The organism is Mucilaginibacter aquaedulcis, from assembly GCF_030409325.1.
Lineage (GTDB): Bacteria > Bacteroidota > Bacteroidia > Sphingobacteriales > Sphingobacteriaceae > Mucilaginibacter > Mucilaginibacter aquaedulcis.
The window spans coordinates 620,014-639,102 of the sequence record NZ_JAUFPR010000002.1 but is presented as its reverse complement, the minus strand read 5'-3'; the positions used below and the strand labels follow the sequence as shown (position 1 = coordinate 639,102).

Here is a 19,089-nt window from a genome sequence, read left to right as displayed (position 1 = left end):
GACATTGAAACATTACTTATCAGATTCCTGAATATCCAATGTAAACAAGGGAAGAGCTGGCACTCCTCCCTGTAAAAACAAATAGGATTTATTAATAAGAGTAAGGCGTTGCAATACAGTACTTACTCTATCCATTAATTTTCAAAACAAATGTAATGAAAAAAACAAGAAGGGTTTTTCCGCTTCAGGGTGCCCCCGTATGTCTAAAAGTTATTTTGCTGATGAAAGCAGTTTTTTTACTAATTCTGGTTACATGCATGCAAGTTTCGGCAAAAGTATACTCACAACAGAAATTTACACTGAGTGTAAAACAAGCCGAGGTAAGCAGCATATTAACTAAAATTCAAAAACAAAGTGATTACCGGTTCTTTTACAATTATTCTTCTATTAAAAAACTGGGTAAGGTTGATCTTGATGTAAAAGATGCAACCATAGATCAAATACTCAATACTCTTATTGATGATAAGCTGGCTTATAAAATGGCCGATGATAATGTTGTGATCATCTCAAACCAGGATGATGCCAACAGGCAGGTAATCATCAAAGGCAAGGTAATTGACAAAACAGGAGAACCACTTATAGGAGTGAGTGTTAAGCTGCAGGGTACCAATGTGGGTATTACTACAGATATTAACGGTAGCTTTAGCATCAACGCGCCAGATAATGGCGTGCTGGAACTAACCTACATTGGTTACGCCAAAAAGATAGTTCCTATTGCAGGTAATAAAAGCTTAACCATTACCATGGAGGCTTTGCCTTCGGCTTTGAATGAAGTGGTTGTCGTGGGGTACGGTACCAGTAAAAAAGTAGATTTGACGGGCTCTGTAGCCAGCGTTAAAGGTGCTGACTTGCAAAATCAACCAGTGAGTAGTGCGGCTCAGGCTCTTACCGGCCGGGCGAGTGGTGTGAACATTGTACGTAATGATGGTTCTCCGGGAACGGCCCCAAGCATCCGCATCAGGGGAACAGGTACTTTAAACGACGCTAATCCGCTTGTGGTTATTGATGGTGTACCTACAAGTAACCCAGACGCGCTAAGTGACATTAACCCTAATGATATTGCATCGGTTGATATTTTGAAAGATGCTTCTGCAAGTGCAATCTATGGTACAAGGGCTGCAAATGGTGTGGTTTTAGTAACAACCAAAAAGGGAACATATAATCAAAAACTGGGTACCACGGTTAACTTTTACAATGGCTTTTCAAATTCAACCAAATATATCAAACTATTGACAGCACCTCAATTGTATGATTTAAAGAGAGAACGCTATGCTAATGATGGCGCTGATATAGGGGAGCCCTGGAATGATAATTATTATGCTACCCAAAGAACCGACTGGCAGCGTGCCATATTAGGAACCGGCCATGTAACCAATGGCGATGTTAATATACAAGGCGGTAACGATGTATCTAACTATTATTTCTCAACTTCAATTTATAACGAAAAAGGCATAATTGATAAGAGCGACTTTAAACGTTACAGTTTAAGGATCAATTCAGAGCACAAAGTGAAGTCATGGTTTAAATTGGGCGAAAACGTGCAGCTAACTTATGCCGATAATAACGGTTTTGATACACAAAGTTCGCAAACTGGTCTTGTTTTTTCTGCATTGCGTTTTAACCCGGCTATACCTTTGGTTAACCCTGATGGTACGTTTGGTACTTCAAAAGCATTTGCAAATCAGCTTGGAGATATTAACAGTCCTTACGCCACTATTCAGGAAACTGATCGTTATGCTAAAAAATACAGAGCATTAATTAACGCCTTTGCAGAGATATCTTTCTTAAAAGAATTGAAGCTTAGGGTTAACTATGCGTTTGACGGTACTATTAACCGAGGTTATAACTTTGGTATAGCCGATGTAAATCAGGCGCGTCAAAATCCAACATCTACTTTAACTCAAAGTGAAGGTGAATTATCATCACAATTACTTGAGTCGTTTTTAACATATGATAAAACCTTTGGTAAGCACCATTTAACATTAACAGGTGGTTTCTCTTATCAAAATTTCAAAGAATATGGTTTTAACGCTTCAAGATCAGGATATGACGATACTGATATAGATCAACGTTTCCTTAACAACGGAACACAGCAATTTAACTCTAATGTGATACCTGACCTCTATTCACTTGAATCAGGCTTCGGACGTGCTTTTTACGACTATGACGGACGATTCCTGGCTACGGTAACTTTCCGTGCAGATGGTTCGTCGAAATTTGCTGATGGAAAGAAATGGGGTTATTTCCCTGCTTTCTCATTAGGCTGGCGATTATCGAACGAGGAATTTATCAAAAATATCAGTTGGATCAGCAACCTGAAACTATCAGGAGGTTGGGGCGAGTTAGGAAACCAGAATGTTGATCCTTTTCAATACGTTAACATTATACAGATAAATAACACTTATGGTAATGGTGGCTATGCATTTGGCGGTAATGGGGTAAGTGGTTCAGCAATTACAAGGATTGCCAATCCGAACATTACCTGGGAACGGGCATCAATGGCTAATGTTAGTTTAGAGGCAGGTTTCTTGAATAATCAATTGAATACTACAGTAACTTACTTTAATAAAAACACCAAAGATATGTTAATACCACCACCAGTAGTGGGTACAACCGGTTTGGTTACAATTCCTGATCAGAATATAGGCACCATGAACAATAAAGGTGTTGAAGCTGAAATAAACTACCAGGGAGGGGATAAGGTGAAGTTTTCGGTTGGTGCAAACGCTTCATTTATCAAAAATAAAGTTACTCAGCTTAACGGGCCAGGCACATTTATTGGTTCCGTAGTTTACGGTCGTTCGAGCCAGGAGATATCCAGAACGTATCAAGGACAACCTATCGCATCATTCTATGGATGGAAAACCAATGGTTTATACCAAACTCAGGCAGATATTGATAATGATCCGGCTCTGAAAAACGACCCTCGCAAAGGAAATATCAAGCCTGGCGATGTGCGTTTCCTTGATTTGGACGGCAACGGCTTAATTGATGGTAATGACCGTACTAATCTCGGTAATCCTAACCCGAATGTAACAGCAGGCTTACAAGGTAGTGTTTCTTATAAAGGTTTTGACCTTTCTGCAAACTTTACCGGTGTATTTGGTGTGAGCCTCTATAACGCAGACAGGATGCAGGGCATCGACCCAACTTATCCATTTAACTTGTATGCCGAAACATTGGGCCGCTGGACCGGACCCGGTACCAGCAATACTATTCCGAGGATGACCCTCGATCGTGCAAATGATAACTACCGTACTTCAGATCTGTTTGTTGAAAGTGGCAATTATTTCAGCCTTCGCAATGTGACACTTGGTTATACATTGCCTTCAAACTGGGTTAAAAAAGCAGCGTTAAGCAGTGTAAGGATATATGCATCTGGTCAAAATGTGTTTTTTATAACCAATTACAAAGGCTACACACCTGAGTTGGGTTATACAGATGGCAACAGACAAAGAGGTGTGGATGTAGCCCAGTATCCTTCTGTACGTACAATAACTTTTGGTATAACAGCAAAATTATAACGCCATGAAATCAAAAAAACTACTATATATAGCAGCCATAGCATTAATATCAGCTACAGGCTGCAAGAAAGCGCTTGATCTGCAGCAAAAAGGTGTTTACAATACCGATAACTATTTTAGGAATCAAGCAGACGCTGTAAATGCCATAACCGGTATTTACAGTTTACTGGAGGGAGAGGATTACATCGCTCACGCCGAAACCACTTTTGATGTGGCATCTGATGATTACTGGCGCTCTGGTGACCATAGTGAGGACGAAGCTATTGAAAACTTAACTTATGATGCATCAAATGCTCAGGTTAACTATAGCTGGAAATGGAAATATGAAACAGTTAACCGTTCTACCAACTGCATTTTAAATATACCAAAAATTACAGCCATAGATGCGGCTATAAAAAATCGTAGCATAGGTGAGGCTTACTTTTTCAGAGCTTTTGGTTACTGGCGTTTAATGGTCATTTATGGTGATGTACCTATCATTACCGAAGACGATTATTCTAAACAAAACTTTAATGTGCCAAAATCTTCAATTGAAGATGTACGTAAACAAATTGAATCAGATTTAAAACAAGCTATTGATCTACTTCCTGAAAGCTATGGCCCTGCAGATCGTGGTCGTGTAAGTAAGGGTACGGCATTAGGATTATTAACTAAGCTATATATGTACTGGGAAAAATTTCCAGAAGCAATAGCTACAGGACAACAGGTAATATCAAATGCTAACTACGCCCTGGCACCTAATTACCAGGACAACTTTACCCGTGCAAATGAAAACAGTACCGAGTTATTGCTATCTATACAGGCAATACAAAACGTAATCCAAAACGACTTTACTGTTTATTACATTCCACGTCCGTGGGGTGGGTATGGTTTTAGTCAACCATTACAAGGCTTATCTGATGAGTTTGAAGCTAATGATCCCAGAAAACAAGCCACACTTTTAAGCGTTGGAGATAAGATTGATATTGGTGATGGAAATGGCTTAACAACTTTTACGTCAGACCTTTCTGCAACAGGTTTCGCTTTCCGCAAATATGCTGTATTTAACCCTGCAAATTCAGGTGGTGGTGTTGATCATACCTTTGCAGTACCATTAATGCGTTCGGCAGATATTTACCTATTGGTTGCTGAAGCCTTGATCCGTACACAAGGAGCAGGAGCAGGCGACGCATTGATCAATCAAATCAGGCACCGCGCTTCAGCTTCATTACCTCCGGTTTCGGGTGCTGGTATGAAGGAGTTGATTCATGAACGCCGTGTAGAGCTGGCAGGTGAGGGTGAGCGCCATCAGGATCTGATGCGCTGGGATAAGGATAAAATAGTTGATATTGCAGCTATTTATAACTCCCCGGTATCAAAAGCTCCGATCGATAAAAATAAGAATGTTGTTTTCGTTCGCCCTAAGCATTACTACTACCCAATCCCTCAGGTAGAAATTGATAAAAGTAAAGGTGTTTTAAAGCAGAATCCAAACTTTTAATTGATGATAAAATAACTGCCGGCAATCAGGATCTGAAATTTCCTTTGGAAAATGTATTTTTCTGATTGTCGGCGGTTTGTATTTTTCGTTAATCTTCATTATACATCTTAATCCATCGTTATATAAATGAAAAATTGCTTGCTTGTACTTATTGTTTTGTTAACCGGGTTCAAGGCCGGTGCCCAGGTAGATCAGAAGGCTTCTGCAGATTTTATTGAAAGGGTTATACCCGGTAAAGGCAATTTGTTTATAGTAGAAGCAATTCCGCAGCAAAATGGTAAAGATGTTTTTGAGCTCGATAATAAGGATGGTAAAATTGTTCTTCGGGGCAATAATGGCCTTTCTATAGCATCCGCATTAAATTACTATTTAAAAAATTATTGCTTTTGCGATATCGGCTGGAATGGTACAAATCTTAAATTACCGGCTACAATGCCAATAGTTAAAGGTTTGATCCACAAAGTTACACCATATCAGTATCGTTATTATTTAAACTACTGTACCTATAACTATTCCATGGCCTGGTGGGATTGGGATCGCTGGCAAAAAGAAATTGACTGGATGGCCCTGAATGGTATTAACCTGCCTTTGGCTATTACAGGCGAAGAAGCCGTGTGGCAAAATGTTTACAAAAGCATGGGCTTTACCGATAAGCAACTTGATGAGTTTTTTAGCGGCCCTGCTTACTTTGCATGGTTTTGGATGGGGAATATTGATGCCTGGGGCGGCCCGTTGCCACAGCATTGGATGGATTCGCATAAAGAACTTCAAAAGAAAATATTAGAGCGTGAACGCTTATTTGGCATGAAACCCGTATTGTCTTCATTTACAGGGCATGTGCCACCTTCATTTAAAGATAAATTCCCCGGTGCAAAGGTTAAAAAAACCAACTGGGATGCCGGGTTTCCCGATGTATATATCCTTGATCCTGATGATCCGATGTTTGAAACCATCGGTAAAAAATATATAGAAGCTCAAACTAAAGAGTTTGGTACAGATCACCTGTATTCCGCCGATACCTTTAACGAGAATGTTCCTCCAACTAATGATTCTACCTATCTGGATGGCATGAGTAAAAAGGTATTTAATTCTATGGCGGCTGCCGACCCCAAAGCCGTATGGGTAATGCAAGGGTGGATGTTTCATTACAACAACAAATTTTGGCAGCCACAGCAAATAAAAGCCTTGTTAAACGCTGTACCTAATGAGCAAATGATTGTTTTAGATTTGTATAGCGACGCACACCCGGTTTGGAATCGTACTGAGGCTTACTACGGCAAACCATGGATTTGGAGTATGCTGCAAAACTTTGGTGGTAATATCAGTTTGTTCGGTCGCATGCGTCATGTGGCTGCTGATCCGGCTATTGCCCTGCACGATCCGGAATCAAAAAATATGCGTGGTATAGGTGTTACTCCCGAAGGTATTGAACAGAACCCGGCACTGTTTGCCTTAATGCTCGAAAACGTATGGACTGATACCCCGATTGATGCCGACAAATGGCTCGTCAACTATGCACAAAGACGCTACGGTCGAAGCAACGATCAGATAAATGACGCCTGGCATATTCTCCTGAATACTGTTTATTCCGGTGGTTTAACTGAAGGGGGGCAGGAGTCTATCATTGTGGCCCGGCCTACCCTGAAAAAAAGCATTGATAGGGTATTAACCAAACTTGATTATGATCCTGCGCAATTGGCCAAGGCTTGGGAGTTATTTATTCAGGCATCAGACAGTCTGAAACAAAGTGACGGTTTTCAATATGATCTGGTTGATGTTACCAGGCAGGTATTGGCAAATTATGCAAATCCGCTGCAACAAAAAATGGCATCAGCTTATTTAAGTAAAGATAAAGCGGGCTTTAAACAATACAGCGAACAGTTTTTACAGCTGATGGATGATATGGATGCCTTGCTAAGCACCCGGAAAGACTTTTTATTGGGTAAGTGGATCAGTGAGGCTCGTGCTAATGGTGTTACTGAAAAAGAAAAGAATTTATATGAATTTAACGCCCGTGATCTGGTTACTCTTTGGGGGGATAAGGAAAGTGGCTTGCGCGAGTATTCTAACCGTCAATGGGCTGGTTTAATAAAAGGTTATTATAAACCGCGCTGGGCTATGTATTTTGCTCAATTGGATAAATCTCTTTCTTCGGGAAGCGAATTTGATGATCAGGAGTTTGATAAACATGTAAAAGACTGGGAATGGCAATGGGTTAATAAACATGACAATGCATATCCTAATACTGTTAATGGTAATCCGGTAGATAAGGCCAGGCAGCTGTTTGAGAAATATCATAGTGTAATTGAACAAACCTATAGCCAACAATAATGAGCAGGCGCATTTTCTTCGTAGTATTATCGCTTGTAATTCGTTTTAACAATTGTTATAGTCAGGCTATTAATGATTATATTTTTCCAGCTCATGAAGTAGCAAAAACCTATATAGATTTTGATAAAAAAGGCTTTTTAATTAATGGTAAGCGCACCTTTCTAGCATCTGCTGGGTTGGAGTATGCAAGGATACCACGCCAGCTTTGGTACGATAGACTTTTGCGCTTAAAACGTGCAGGATTCAATTGTGTGGAAGTATATACCTTCTGGAATATTCACGAACCACAGGAAGGAAAGTTTGATTTTGCCGGTGATCACGATCTGAATGTATTTTTAAACACGGTGAAAGAATTGGGCATGTATGCCATTGTTCGAGTTGGCCCATATTATTGTGCTGAATGGGATTTAGGCGGCTACCCTTTATGGCTTAAATTTAAACCCGGTGTACGTGTAAGGGAAGATAATGCTGAATTTGAAAAATATGTAGATCGCTTTTTTGATAAACTTCTGCCTGTGGTTTTTAATCAGCAGATAAACAAAGGTGGCCCGGTAATTTTGATTCAGCTTGAAAACGAGCATAATAATGGTTGGGGAACTGTAATGCCCGATAATTATTTTAAACGCCTTCAAAGTAAAGCGCTGGATTTAGGAATGCAGGTGCCATACTTTTTTAGTGGACTTCACCATGCTACAGACCCCGCTGGCAATGATTCTCTGGATGACCCAAAGCGACCAAATCCTTGGTTTTCCACTGAGTTTTGGAGTGTTTGGTATTCGCAGTATGGCGCAAAGCCGACGGATTCTGCGGTTTATGCAAGACGCACCTGGAAAATAATTGCGCATGGCGGTGGCGGTTATAATTATTATATGGCGCATGGCGGATCAAACTTCGGGTATACTAACAATGACGAAGACGCAGCATCGTATGATTACGGTGCGGCTGTGGGGCAAGCCGGTGATTTGCGGCCAATCTATTTTGGTTTTAAGCGTGCTGCTATATTTGCCCGCAGTTTTCAGGATATATTAGAAAACAGTACTGATGCTACCGCCTCATATAAAAAAATAGCTGCCGCTGATAGTAATTTGAAAATAACAGCCCGTTCAGCCATAGCTGGTGACCTGATATTTTTGGATAACTCTGGTAAAAGTAATCATATATCAACTATTAATGTGGCTAGCGGGATACCTGCTTTCAATATCACTTTAGCACCAGGGGAAATATATCCGCTGGTTCATAACTATGTTATAAACAATTTAATAACTATTAACTGGTCGCTAAGTCGTATATATGGTTTGGTAAAACAGGGCAATACTACAACTATTTTGGTAGAGGCATCAAAAGGTAAACAAACAACCCTTTACTTTCAAATAAAAGGAAAGCCAACCCTAACTAAAGGTAATACTGCATTTAAATTATCTGATGGGAATCTGAGTTTCAAAACCGTATCGAAACAATGTATGAAACCTGATGAATATACCTTTCAGGTATCTGGTCAGCGCGTACGTATTTTAGTTATGGATGCGCAACACATGGATAAAACCTGGCTTACAGAGCAACCGGATTTAAACGCCATTGTTACAGGCCCTTCATATTTGGGCAAAATTCAGGTACATGATAAACAGTTACTTCTAAAAGCAGAATATCCTTTAAAGTCAGGAAATGATGGTCAGTGCTGGTTGTATACAGAAAATAGATCTTTGTTATTAAATGCTGTCAATCAATCAGATACAAGTAAAGACTCAACTGTTGATTTATCGCCTTGGCAGCGTAAAAACGCTTCTGTATATGCTAACCCACGTTATAATGACCAAGACTGGTATACCTCAACCAATCCACAGCAAATGGGTATTGATGGTAATCTCACATCCGATGCCTGGTATCGTACTAAATTAAACATTTCCTCATCAGGAAAATATACCATGCAGGTTGATGGAGGTGATCGTGCGACAGCCTTCATTGATGGAAAAAAAGTTATTAATTGGAAAGTACGTGATGGAGAAGTAACTTTTGAGCTTGAAAAAGGGCCACATACAATGGCGGTATTTACCGCTCATGATGGTCGGGACAAACTGGCTGCCTACATGGGCCCAATTACCGATGTGGATAAAAAGGGATTATCGGGACAGGTTTTGCTCAAGAAAGGCGGCCCTTTTATATCCGAAACCAGTAATTGGTATTTTATCAAGGCCAATAAAATCACGGATAAAGAGAACGCCATTCCAGTGTTTGATACCACACATCGGCAAAAATATAAGATAGGCGATGATGTATTTAACAAACAGGAAGGCTTCGGCTGGTTTCAAACGGTTATTCCAGTTCAGGATGGCAAACCATCTAAACTGATTATTAATTTCAGGAGCGTAGATGAAGATGCTACTGTATTTATTAATGGAAAGCGGGCAGCAATGCACAGAGGCTGGAATTCACCATTTACCGTTGAGGTTACGGACTTGGTCGATCTTCAAAAGCCAATAACATTAACCCTGTTTGTCGAAAATTATTCGAACGAAGGCGGAATTGATCAGCCGGTAAAAATTAACAGTATAGGTGATGCGATGATATTGAATGGTTGGAAAATGTTTGGCGGTCCCGGTGATCCATTTAAAAATGATGGCTGGAATAAACTTTTACCGGGCGAAAATTTTGATGGGCCTCAGTTTTATCGTTCGCAATTTACTGCACCTCAAATAAAAGGCAAGCACTTAATCTGGCGCGTACATACCAGTGGTTTAGGCCATGGATCGGTATGGGTAAACGGTCATAATCTTGGTCGCTATCCTGAAAAAATTGGTAATATAGGCATGTATATACCCGAATGCTGGTTAAAAGCAGGAATAAATGAACTGATTGTTTATGACGAAGATGGTAGCAGACCTGATCATGCACGTATACAATTAGAAAAAGAAGCAAGTAGAATAAATTATACACTGCAAGGAAAACTATAAAATATATTATAACAAATGGCTTTATCAAAAGACAGATTTATAACACTTGATATTTTCAGAGGTATGACCATATGCTTCATGATCATTGTAAATGCTCCTGGTTCGGGTGCTGTGCAATGGGCACCGCTTGATCATGCTGCCTGGTTTGGTTTTACTCCAACTGATCTTGTTTTTCCATCGTTTCTTTTTGCAGTAGGAAATGCCTTGAGCTTTTCTAAGAACAAATTTGAAAGTGATAGTTCTTTTTTGCGTAAAATAGGTAAGCGTACGTTCATTATATTTTTATTAGGATACCTGATGTACTGGTTCCCGTTTTTTCATCGCGAAGCCGGAAGCTGGGCTTTTAATCCTTTAAGTAATACCCGTATCATGGGTGTATTACAGCGCATAGCACTTTGCTATTTTTTTGGATCGCTCATTGTGCATTACTGCTCGAAAAAAACGGCGGTTATTATTTCGGTAGTACTTTTAATCGGTTACTGGCTGTTTTTGTTACTATTTGGGGAGGCTGGAAAGGCATTTACCATGCTTGGTAATGCCGGAACCCGTTTGGATATTTTAATTATGGGGAATGCGCATCTGTATCATGACAAAGGTGGCCCTATAGCATTTGACCCGGAAGGTTTGCTGAGTACCTTGCCGGCCATCGTTAACGTTGTAGCCGGTTATTTAGCGGGTGCCTACATACAACGTAAAGGACGCAATTACGAATCTGTTGCCAAATTATTAATCTCGGGTGCTTGCTTAATATTTATCGCATTATTCTGGGGACAGTTTTTTCCCATCGCTAAAAAATTATGGACAAGTACTTTTACTTTGCTTACAATAGGTATCGATCTCGTGATCATTGGTATATTAATATATGCTTTTGAAATAAAGAGTATTAAGCGAGGGACCGATTTTTTCCTGGTATTTGGCCGTAATTCGTTGGCTATTTATTTATTATCTGAGCTACTGTTTACTGTAATTTCAACCATCTGGGTAAAAACAGGTTTGAGTTTTTACGACTGGATAAACCAGGTGTTTTACCAGCAACTTTTCCCTGGTGCGTTTGGTACATTGGTTTTTGCATTGTGCTATATGATGCTTTGCTGGTTTGTTGGCTATGTAATGGATAAGAGGAAGATTTACATTAAGATATAAGTTTGGTTATGTTGAAACGTGCTTTCTTGACGAGATGGTTTGTCTTGCTTTTGTTTCTGATGGCTGATATTAAAGCTCAAGGACAGCGTAGATCAAATATTTCATATGTAAATCCCTTCATAGGCACAACTAAAAGCGGTGTGTTAACACACTGGGGAGGGGATGGTGGAACTTACCCAGGAGCCGTGGCGCCATCGGGATTTATACAGATTAGTCCTGAAACCCGCGTTACAGGAACTAAAGGTTATAATTATATCGATTCTTCAATTTATTATTTCAGCTGTTTTGATCATCACAGCGGTTTCCCGGAAGGCTCTGCCGGCCGTTTGTATATTATGCCTGTTACGGGTGGGCAAGCATTTGAACCCGGCCATTATCATAGTAGCTTTGTTCATAGCGATGAGGTGGCTCATCCGGGCTACTATAAAGTAAAGTTTAAAAACAACAATATTACAGCTGAAGTCAGTGCTGGAGCACGAACAGGCATACTACGTTTTACATTTCCAGCAAAAGCAAAGGCTCAGGTTTTTATCAGGAATGCAGGAAATATGGAGATTGTTTCGGGGCAAACTATACATGGCTCGGCATTAAATACGGTGTTTAATTTTAATGAAGCTTATACTGTTAGGCAAAAAGTACAAGATGGTTACCTGTTTACTTTTAAGAGTGCTGCAATCGATAAAAAAATTATTGAAATTAAATTTAGCACATCTACTATTAGTTATAGCGGAGCTCAAAACAATATAAATAAGGAAGTTGATAAAATAAGTTTAGAGACGCTTGCTAAAAGAACAGCTAATGAATGGAGCAAACAATTATCAACTATTGATATAACAGATACCAGCGAAACCAATAAAGCCGTTTTTTATACTGCATTATATCATTCGCTTTTAATTCCCTGGGTAATTTCTGATGCTGATGGTAATTATAGAGGTGAGGATGGTAATATTCATCATGCCTCGGGTAAAGTTCAGTATGGAGGTTTTTCTCCATGGGACACATTCAGATCCTTACATCCATTATTGAGTTTAGTATATCCTGAAAAGCAAAATGATGTAATTTTATCTATGCTTGATATTTACAAGCAAAGTGGTCACCTGCCTACCGAAACCATGACCGGTAATCATGCAATACCAATTATTGTTGATGCTTATTTAAAAGGGGTTACAGGCTTTGATAAAACTTTGGCCTACAAAGCCATGAAAAGCAATATTGTTGATTCCCCATTTGTTCAAAAGGATATGGAGATATATCATCGAATGGGGTATGTGCCATATACAAGTTCCGAATCAGTTACACGTACGGCAGAATATGCCTATAATGATTGGGCATTGGCTCAATATGCCAAACAGATTATGCATAATGAAGCCGACTACCAGCTTTTACAGCAGCGTGGCTTCAACTATAGGAATCTTTTTTATTCAGGGTCTTTATTCATGCTGCCAAAATCAGGAAATAATTTTAAGATAGATCCGGGAATGTCTGGATACAAAGAGGGTGACAAGTGGGTGTATTCCTATTTTGTCCCGCATAATCCGAAAGATCTGGTAAACCTCATGGGAGGCAATAAGGAATTTAACGCCCGATTAGATTCTGCATTAAGTAATAACGTTGTACTGTTTGATAATGAAACTGTTGTACATATTCCATATTTATTTAGTTCTGCCGGAAGGCCTGACCTGACACAGAAGTGGTGCCGGGATATTATGTTATCACGATACAAAAATAGCCCGGATGGATTGCCTGGTAATGACGACCTCGGTGCCATGTCAAGTGCTTATATATTTAATGCCTTAGGAATTTTCCCTACAAGCCCTGGCAGACCAGAATATGCAATCGGAGCTCCCTTATTTCAATCTGCAAGCCTGCATTTACCCAATAATAAAACATGGCTCATTCAAGGGGTAAATCAATCAGCTGCAAATAAATACGTAAAATGGTTAAGTGTTAATGGAAAATCTTATCAGCAATTATCTATAGCACATTCGATAATAGTTAATGGTGGAACAATGAAGTTTGGGTTGAACCACAGCCCCAATAATAGTTGGCCAAAAGATAAGGACCCCATTAATTTATCTGAAACTAAGACCCCGGCAGATATCAAAATACTGAGATACAGCATCCGGAAAACAAAAGTTGAACCTAACGAAACCTTATGGCTCATATATACAGCGCAAAACAATGGTTCAACCGGTACAAAAAATATTAAATTAAATGTTAACGGGCAGTTATTAGTAAATAAGAATGTGTTTGTGCAGCAAGGAGCAACGATTACCGATTCACTTAGTTGTAAATTATATCGGCTCGGAAAAGTTCAGATAATTTTAGATAGCCTTAAGGAAAGCCAGGTTGAAATTGTTGAACCAATAAAACTGATAACACATCCCTTTGAAATAACCGCATTGGCATCAAAAGCTTTGATAAAGAAGGGACAAGAGCAACAAATTAGCTACATCATTAAGAACCTGACCGGAAAAGACAGATTGTTCAACATACCCGTAACGCTTAATGACTCAGTTTTATATACTGATCAGGTACAACTTAGCCCAGGAGAACAAAAAGAGATAAAGCATCATTTTATTGGTTTAAATATCGGTGTTAATGTTTTGAAAATAAATGAATTAAAAAATATATATAAAGTATTTGAAGATGATTATGAATCATTATTGCTTGATCTTTCATTTACAGAGAATACGAATAATAGATATATAACTGATCGTTCCGGCTTTGAGAATAATGCTCATATTATTCAAACAGACTCAAGTAAAGCAGAGGCCATTCAAAGGATATTATTAGGCGAGAATTGTTTTGCCGAAGTACAAAATGCTCCAAGTCTTGATAATATGGAGCAAACCATCACCATGATGTCTTGGGTATATCCAAATGGCCAAGAAAGAGGCCTGGTTGACATGCTAACTAAAGGCGATACTCATGTACTGCAAATGAACGATAATAAAACACTCACCTTTTTTGCCGGTGGCTGGGGACGCGGCGATTGCACCGTAAAACTTCCGGTTAACTGGAAACAACATTGGCATCATATAGCAGGTGTTTGTAACGGCAATATATTATCTGTTTATATTGATGGTAAACTAAGCGGCACATCCGTAGTAGAAGGGCCGGTAAATTTGTCTGTAGCTAATAAATGGCAAATTGGGCGTAATGAGGAGTTTCCGTCTGAAAGGGTATTTCATGGCTATATGGATAAAATAAAGATTTATGCTCTGCCACTTTCGACAACAGAGATCGCAGAAATATACAATAAGGAAAAAGTGGATTTCTAAAAGGATTATTGACCAGTTTAGGTCAACGTGTTATATGTATCTCTACTGATTTGAGGATGTGTTTTTTTAGCTTTTTAATTGGTAAATACGTGAAAACTACGGAAAGGAGTGCAGCAAGTAATCCGTCAAGAATTGCCATCAAGCTTGCATCAAACCTATAATGTGTAGGTAAACTTAGTTGCACACCCAGCATCACGATCAAAATAAGCAAAAATGTGCCTAAGCCATTCATAATACTCATTTGCAGCATAAATTTGTTTTTAATCAGGCTTTCATCAAGTGATAATTCAAGTTTGCCTTGTTCAGTGGCTTGTATTGTTTTTTTGATGATATCAAGCGTAATGATAAAAGGTAAGAATAAGGCCATAGGAAGCGTAAGCCGGGCAATACTTTGCTCTCCTTCAAATAGGTAGGTATAACCTAATTTGCTAAAGCTTGCGTAAGCGATCAGGGTATTGAAAAAAATGTTAGGAATGATATAAAATATCAGCCGTTTGATTATGAACTGCTTTAGCGTAGTTTTATTATTTGTTTTAACTATATCAGGCATGTGACAACTGCTGTAAATGCGCCAATAATATTTCCATCGCCATAGTCTTGATTTGTAAAGCTTCATTCTTATTCATAAAACTATCATTTGACATAAATGTAAAATCCATTTGGTTTTTAAATGTAGTTGTGATTAGCGTATTTGCGTTTCGCCAGGGAAATGCTACCGTTGGGCTGTAAACCGTTTCTAATTTAAATGTGTGATAAGTTTCAGGAATATTTAGCTTCCCCATATTTGAAAAAGTAATATCGTGGCTACCGTCGCTTGCTTTTAAAACTTTAATCATCTTATTTACAGTTGAATGCATATATTCTCCAATCCACAGCATTTCGTAAACATTCATTTCTTTGATCTTAGCAGTAAGGTCGGTTTTTATTTTGCGGGCCAGATTCCAAAAATCAGAGTTGCTGCTTTTTTTATCCAGCGTTAATTCAACAATAGGGGCAAAAGCAAACATATTATCCTCTTTTATTTCAGGAATGAAACGACGGATATTTGCCGGGCTAATTATCTTACCTTTAGCTTTAACCCCATGTAATTTTTGGAAAGCCTGAAGTAATGCCACACACACAGCTGCATGTACCGTAGTACCTGCACTTTTACAGTCATCGGTTACAGCCAGAGTTTTATCTTCATCAAGTTTCCAGTGTAATACATAATCACTTGTTTTAATATGGTTATTCTTAACACTCTTAAACACAAAAAATAGCTTACCTAAAAAAGAAAAAAAGGTGCCTTTACGTGAGTTTTTAGTCATATTAAAATCATAGGGCATCAATTCCTTTACCGAGTTGAAGGTTGTGTAGGGTTTAAGTTCTTGTTCCGGATTGTCTGTTAAACTTAATATCTCAGTCATTAATGCTACGCAAGTGGCACCGTCACAAACACAATGAGGCATTATTAATAAGAGTTCAGATACTAATGCTGATCTTACCCAAACCACCCGGGCCAAAGGCATATTCTTTCCGTCAAAAAGTTTAAACCATTCCGTTTCAGATTCTATTAGCCAATCATCGTCAGTTCGCCGTTCTGTAATGCGAACAGGAATCGGCTTGATCTGTTGATTAGTAATAAAATATGGACCGTTCTTTTGCTCATCGTCAATACTAACACGCAGAAGAGGATGCTTCTGTTGTATTTTAGCAAGTGCGATGTTCAAATTTTCCGGATCTATTTTACCAATTACTTTGGCTGTGAACACGCAGTTGATGGGTGTAGCTGCATCAACATACATAATTCTCTCAACCATCATCAATCTTCTCTTCATACTGCAACTTTTGATTCGTGACTTATCTGTCTTTTAATAATGGCTATTATCTCATTTTTAATAGCCATTGCATCGTTGTAAGGAATGAAACCTTCGCTTGCTATAAATGAAAAATCCATTTGACCTCGGTAGGTTGATGTTACAAGTGTTGTTGTATTACCAAGAGGGCCAATTACTCCGGGACTAAATATGGTTTCCAATTCAAATGAGCCGTATTTATGCGGAATATCTATTTTACCCAAATTGGAAAACATGCAATCATTAGTGGATTTGCCATTTTTCAATAGATTGGTAAAATTATCCAAGGCGGGGTGTGCCGATTCCATCATCATCATGGTACCATAGGGATCAAGCTTGGCTGATTTTTGATCAACATCCTTTTGCATCGCTTTGATATTATCTAAAAAGCTCAAACCATCATGTGCTGAAACTACCAGCATCAGGCCAAATGCAAATAGTTGATCTTTCTTAATTTCGGGAGCGAATCTTCTGATATCTACCGGACATGATACTTTGTTATGAGCCAAATCTTTCCTAACCTCTTTAAAAGCACTTAATAAAACAGCACATAACATGGTGTTCACTGTTATGCCTGCTGATTTACAGTAAACAATGATATCCTTACTTAATTCTTCATCAAATTTCCAATGAATCATGTAATCTTTTCCCCGGTCATTAGGCTTTTTCTTTACCAGAATTAGCTTCAAAGCCACGGCAGCCAGGCTACCAATTAGTTTAGCTTTTATTTGTTTGGTTTTGTTATTAAGAATAGTCGGAGGAATAATATCTTCAATACCTTTTATTGGAGCTTCTGTGCCGATGTTTGCATTAGGATCATCTAAAATCTGAAGCAATTCGGCTAATATGCTCATAGCTGAACCACCATCGCATAAACAATGGTGGATGGTGATGATCATGTCAGATACGTTATGATCTTTCATCCATACCAAACGCAAAAGTGGACCGCTTGCGGTATCAAAAGGGGTGAGTAACTCCCTGTGAACCTCTGTTTGCCAATCACTATCATCGGTCCGGTTCACTATTCGTAAAGGTATTCTGATTGGTTTTGCTTCATTAATAATAAACCAGGGCATTAATTTATCATCATTTTGTACAAAAGCATTAAGCCAGGGATGTTTTTGCTGTATGCGCAATAACGCATATTGAATATTAACCTCCTCAAACACGCCGCGTAACCTGAAGGGAATAACGCCGTTGAAGGGTAGGGATCCATCTCCATGAAGCACTCTTTCACCAAATAGCAGTTTTCTTTTCATTACGCTATACTAAGTTCTTTGGTTGCGGCCAATCTTGTTATGGTATTTATCATTTTATCTTTAATAGCTTTAGCATCTTCAAAGGATAAACTATTTTCATTGCTTATGAAAGAAAAATCTATTTCACCCATATGAGTTGAAGTAGTAAAGGCAGTTGCATGACCTTCTGGTACCATAACCGACGGACTGAATATGTTTTCAAGTTCAAACGATTGATATTGATGTGGAATGTCAATTTTACCAAGGTTTGAAAACATACAATCATTTCCCGGTTTCTGATGCCTTAAAAAATCTACAATTTTATGCAGCGATCCGTGTGCTGCCTCGAAAAGCATGATGATTTTATATGGATTGAGCTTGGCCATCCGCTTATCTATATCTTTTTGAATAGCCCTGGCATTACTGAAAAAATCACTTTCTGGATAAGCTGAAACCAATATCATTAATGCGAAAGCGAAAATGTTGTTTTTCTTTATTTGCGGATTGAAGCTGCGTATATCAACCGGACATAAGATCTTGTTTTTCGCTTTCTTCCGTTGAACCTGCTTAAATGCATCCAGGATTATAGCACAAATAACGCTGTGTGCTCTGACGTTTTCATTTTTACATCGGGCAAGGAAGGCAGTAGTAGTTTCCTTATCAAACCTCCAGTGAATTAGATAATCGTTTTTTCTTACTTTGGGTCGGTTTTTAGATGGTATAAGGGATAAGGTTAAAGAGGCAGCACCTATGGCTAATTTTGCTACAATATTATAAAACCTATTATTCAGCATTGATTGCGGAACCACGTCACTGATGTTTGATATAGGTAATTCGGGAGTAATAGCTACGTCAGGATCATCTAATAATTGGAGGAACTCCTCCAGAATCATTAATGCGGAACGGCCATCAAAAAGGCAGTGATGCATTACAAATATTAATTCGGAAATCAATTCACCTTTGATCCAAACCAGGCGCATCAATGGAGTTTTGTAACCATCAAAAGCTTTTGACCACTCTTTTACCGACTCTGTTTGCCAATCGTCTTCATCATTTCGCATCAAGGTACGAATTGGAATTTTAACCGGATTTGCTTCGTCAACAACAAACCAGGGATATCCTTTTTCATCGTCTTTAACTATAGCATTAAGTAAAGCATGATTTTTTTGTAATCCTTCCAATGCCTGCCGTATTTCAGCTTCCCTAAAAGTACCCCTTATTCTTGTGGGCAAAAGCGCGTTGAATGCATAGTTTCCATCACCATGAAGCATTCGTTCAATAAACAGTAATTTTCTTCTCATTCCAT

General features: G+C 38.8%; 10 protein-coding genes. 6 read left to right on the top strand and 4 right to left on the bottom strand.

Annotation, left to right across the window (positions count from 1 at the left end):
• The first annotated feature begins 221 nt into the window (after positions 1–221).
• From QWZ01_RS07230 to QWZ01_RS07205, 6 genes are all read left to right on the top strand, one after another.
• Positions 222–3,524: a TonB-dependent receptor gene (locus QWZ01_RS07230; protein ID WP_290322628.1), complete on the top strand. Its 3,303-nt coding sequence runs from the start codon at positions 222–224 to the stop codon at positions 3,522–3,524.
• 4 nt (positions 3,525–3,528) lie between these two features.
• Positions 3,529–5,004, top strand: coding sequence for a RagB/SusD family nutrient uptake outer membrane protein (locus QWZ01_RS07225; protein ID WP_290322627.1), 1,476 nt, complete (start codon positions 3,529–3,531; stop codon positions 5,002–5,004).
• A gap of 126 nt (positions 5,005–5,130) precedes the next feature.
• The gene (locus QWZ01_RS07220; protein WP_290322626.1) at positions 5,131–7,335 is read left to right on the top strand and encodes an alpha-N-acetylglucosaminidase; all 2,205 of its coding nucleotides are present in this window, start codon (positions 5,131–5,133) and stop codon (positions 7,333–7,335) included.
• Positions 7,335–10,283, top strand: coding sequence for a beta-galactosidase (locus QWZ01_RS07215; protein ID WP_290322625.1), 2,949 nt, complete (start codon positions 7,335–7,337; stop codon positions 10,281–10,283). Before QWZ01_RS07220 ends, QWZ01_RS07215 begins: the two co-directional genes overlap by 1 nt.
• 15 nt (positions 10,284–10,298) lie before the next feature.
• Positions 10,299–11,426: an acyltransferase family protein gene (locus QWZ01_RS07210; protein WP_290322624.1), complete on the top strand. Its 1,128-nt coding sequence runs from the start codon at positions 10,299–10,301 to the stop codon at positions 11,424–11,426.
• A gap of 59 nt (positions 11,427–11,485) precedes the next feature.
• A complete protein-coding gene (locus QWZ01_RS07205; protein ID WP_290322623.1) occupies positions 11,486–14,710 on the top strand; it encodes a GH92 family glycosyl hydrolase in 3,225 nt (1,074 codons plus the stop codon).
• 22 nt (positions 14,711–14,732) lie between these two features.
• On the opposite strand, the gene QWZ01_RS07200 is transcribed toward QWZ01_RS07205, so the two are convergent.
• Genes QWZ01_RS07200 through QWZ01_RS07185 form a run of 4 tightly spaced genes read right to left on the bottom strand, consistent with a single transcriptional unit; the run spans position 14,733 to position 19,084 of the window.
• A complete protein-coding gene (locus tag QWZ01_RS07200; protein WP_290322622.1) occupies positions 14,733–15,260 on the bottom strand; it encodes a hypothetical protein in 528 nt (175 codons plus the stop codon).
• Complete coding sequence (locus tag QWZ01_RS07195; protein ID WP_290322621.1) at positions 15,253–16,527, bottom strand: condensation domain-containing protein; 1,275 nt, start codon at positions 16,525–16,527, stop codon at positions 15,253–15,255. The genes QWZ01_RS07200 and QWZ01_RS07195 overlap by 8 nt, the downstream gene beginning before the upstream one ends.
• Positions 16,524–17,804, bottom strand: coding sequence for a condensation domain-containing protein (locus QWZ01_RS07190; protein WP_290322620.1), 1,281 nt, complete (start codon positions 17,802–17,804; stop codon positions 16,524–16,526). Before QWZ01_RS07190 ends, QWZ01_RS07195 begins: the two co-directional genes overlap by 4 nt.
• The gene (locus QWZ01_RS07185) at positions 17,804–19,084 is read right to left on the bottom strand and encodes a condensation domain-containing protein (protein WP_290322619.1); all 1,281 of its coding nucleotides are present in this window, start codon (positions 19,082–19,084) and stop codon (positions 17,804–17,806) included. The genes QWZ01_RS07190 and QWZ01_RS07185 overlap by 1 nt, the downstream gene beginning before the upstream one ends.
• Positions 19,085–19,089 lie beyond the last annotated feature (5 nt).

Excerpts from the sequence above, each read along its gene's own strand:
- QWZ01_RS07230 (WP_290322628.1), top strand. The coding sequence starts at position 222 with ATGAAAGCAGTTTTTTTACTAATTCTGGTTACATGCATGCAAGTTTCG.
- QWZ01_RS07225 (WP_290322627.1), top strand. The coding sequence starts at position 3,529 with ATGAAATCAAAAAAACTACTATATATAGCAGCCATAGCATTAATATCA.
- QWZ01_RS07220 (WP_290322626.1), top strand. The coding sequence starts at position 5,131 with ATGAAAAATTGCTTGCTTGTACTTATTGTTTTGTTAACCGGGTTCAAG.
- QWZ01_RS07215 (WP_290322625.1), top strand. The coding sequence starts at position 7,335 with ATGAGCAGGCGCATTTTCTTCGTAGTATTATCGCTTGTAATTCGTTTT.
- QWZ01_RS07210 (WP_290322624.1), top strand. The coding sequence starts at position 10,299 with ATGGCTTTATCAAAAGACAGATTTATAACACTTGATATTTTCAGAGGT.
- QWZ01_RS07205 (WP_290322623.1), top strand. The coding sequence starts at position 11,486 with ATGGCTGATATTAAAGCTCAAGGACAGCGTAGATCAAATATTTCATAT.
- QWZ01_RS07200 (WP_290322622.1), bottom strand. The coding sequence starts at position 15,260 with ATGCCTGATATAGTTAAAACAAATAATAAAACTACGCTAAAGCAGTTC.
- QWZ01_RS07195 (WP_290322621.1), bottom strand. The coding sequence starts at position 16,527 with ATGAAGAGAAGATTGATGATGGTTGAGAGAATTATGTATGTTGATGCA.
- QWZ01_RS07190 (WP_290322620.1), bottom strand. The coding sequence starts at position 17,804 with ATGAAAAGAAAACTGCTATTTGGTGAAAGAGTGCTTCATGGAGATGGA.
- QWZ01_RS07185 (WP_290322619.1), bottom strand. The coding sequence starts at position 19,084 with ATGAGAAGAAAATTACTGTTTATTGAACGAATGCTTCATGGTGATGGA.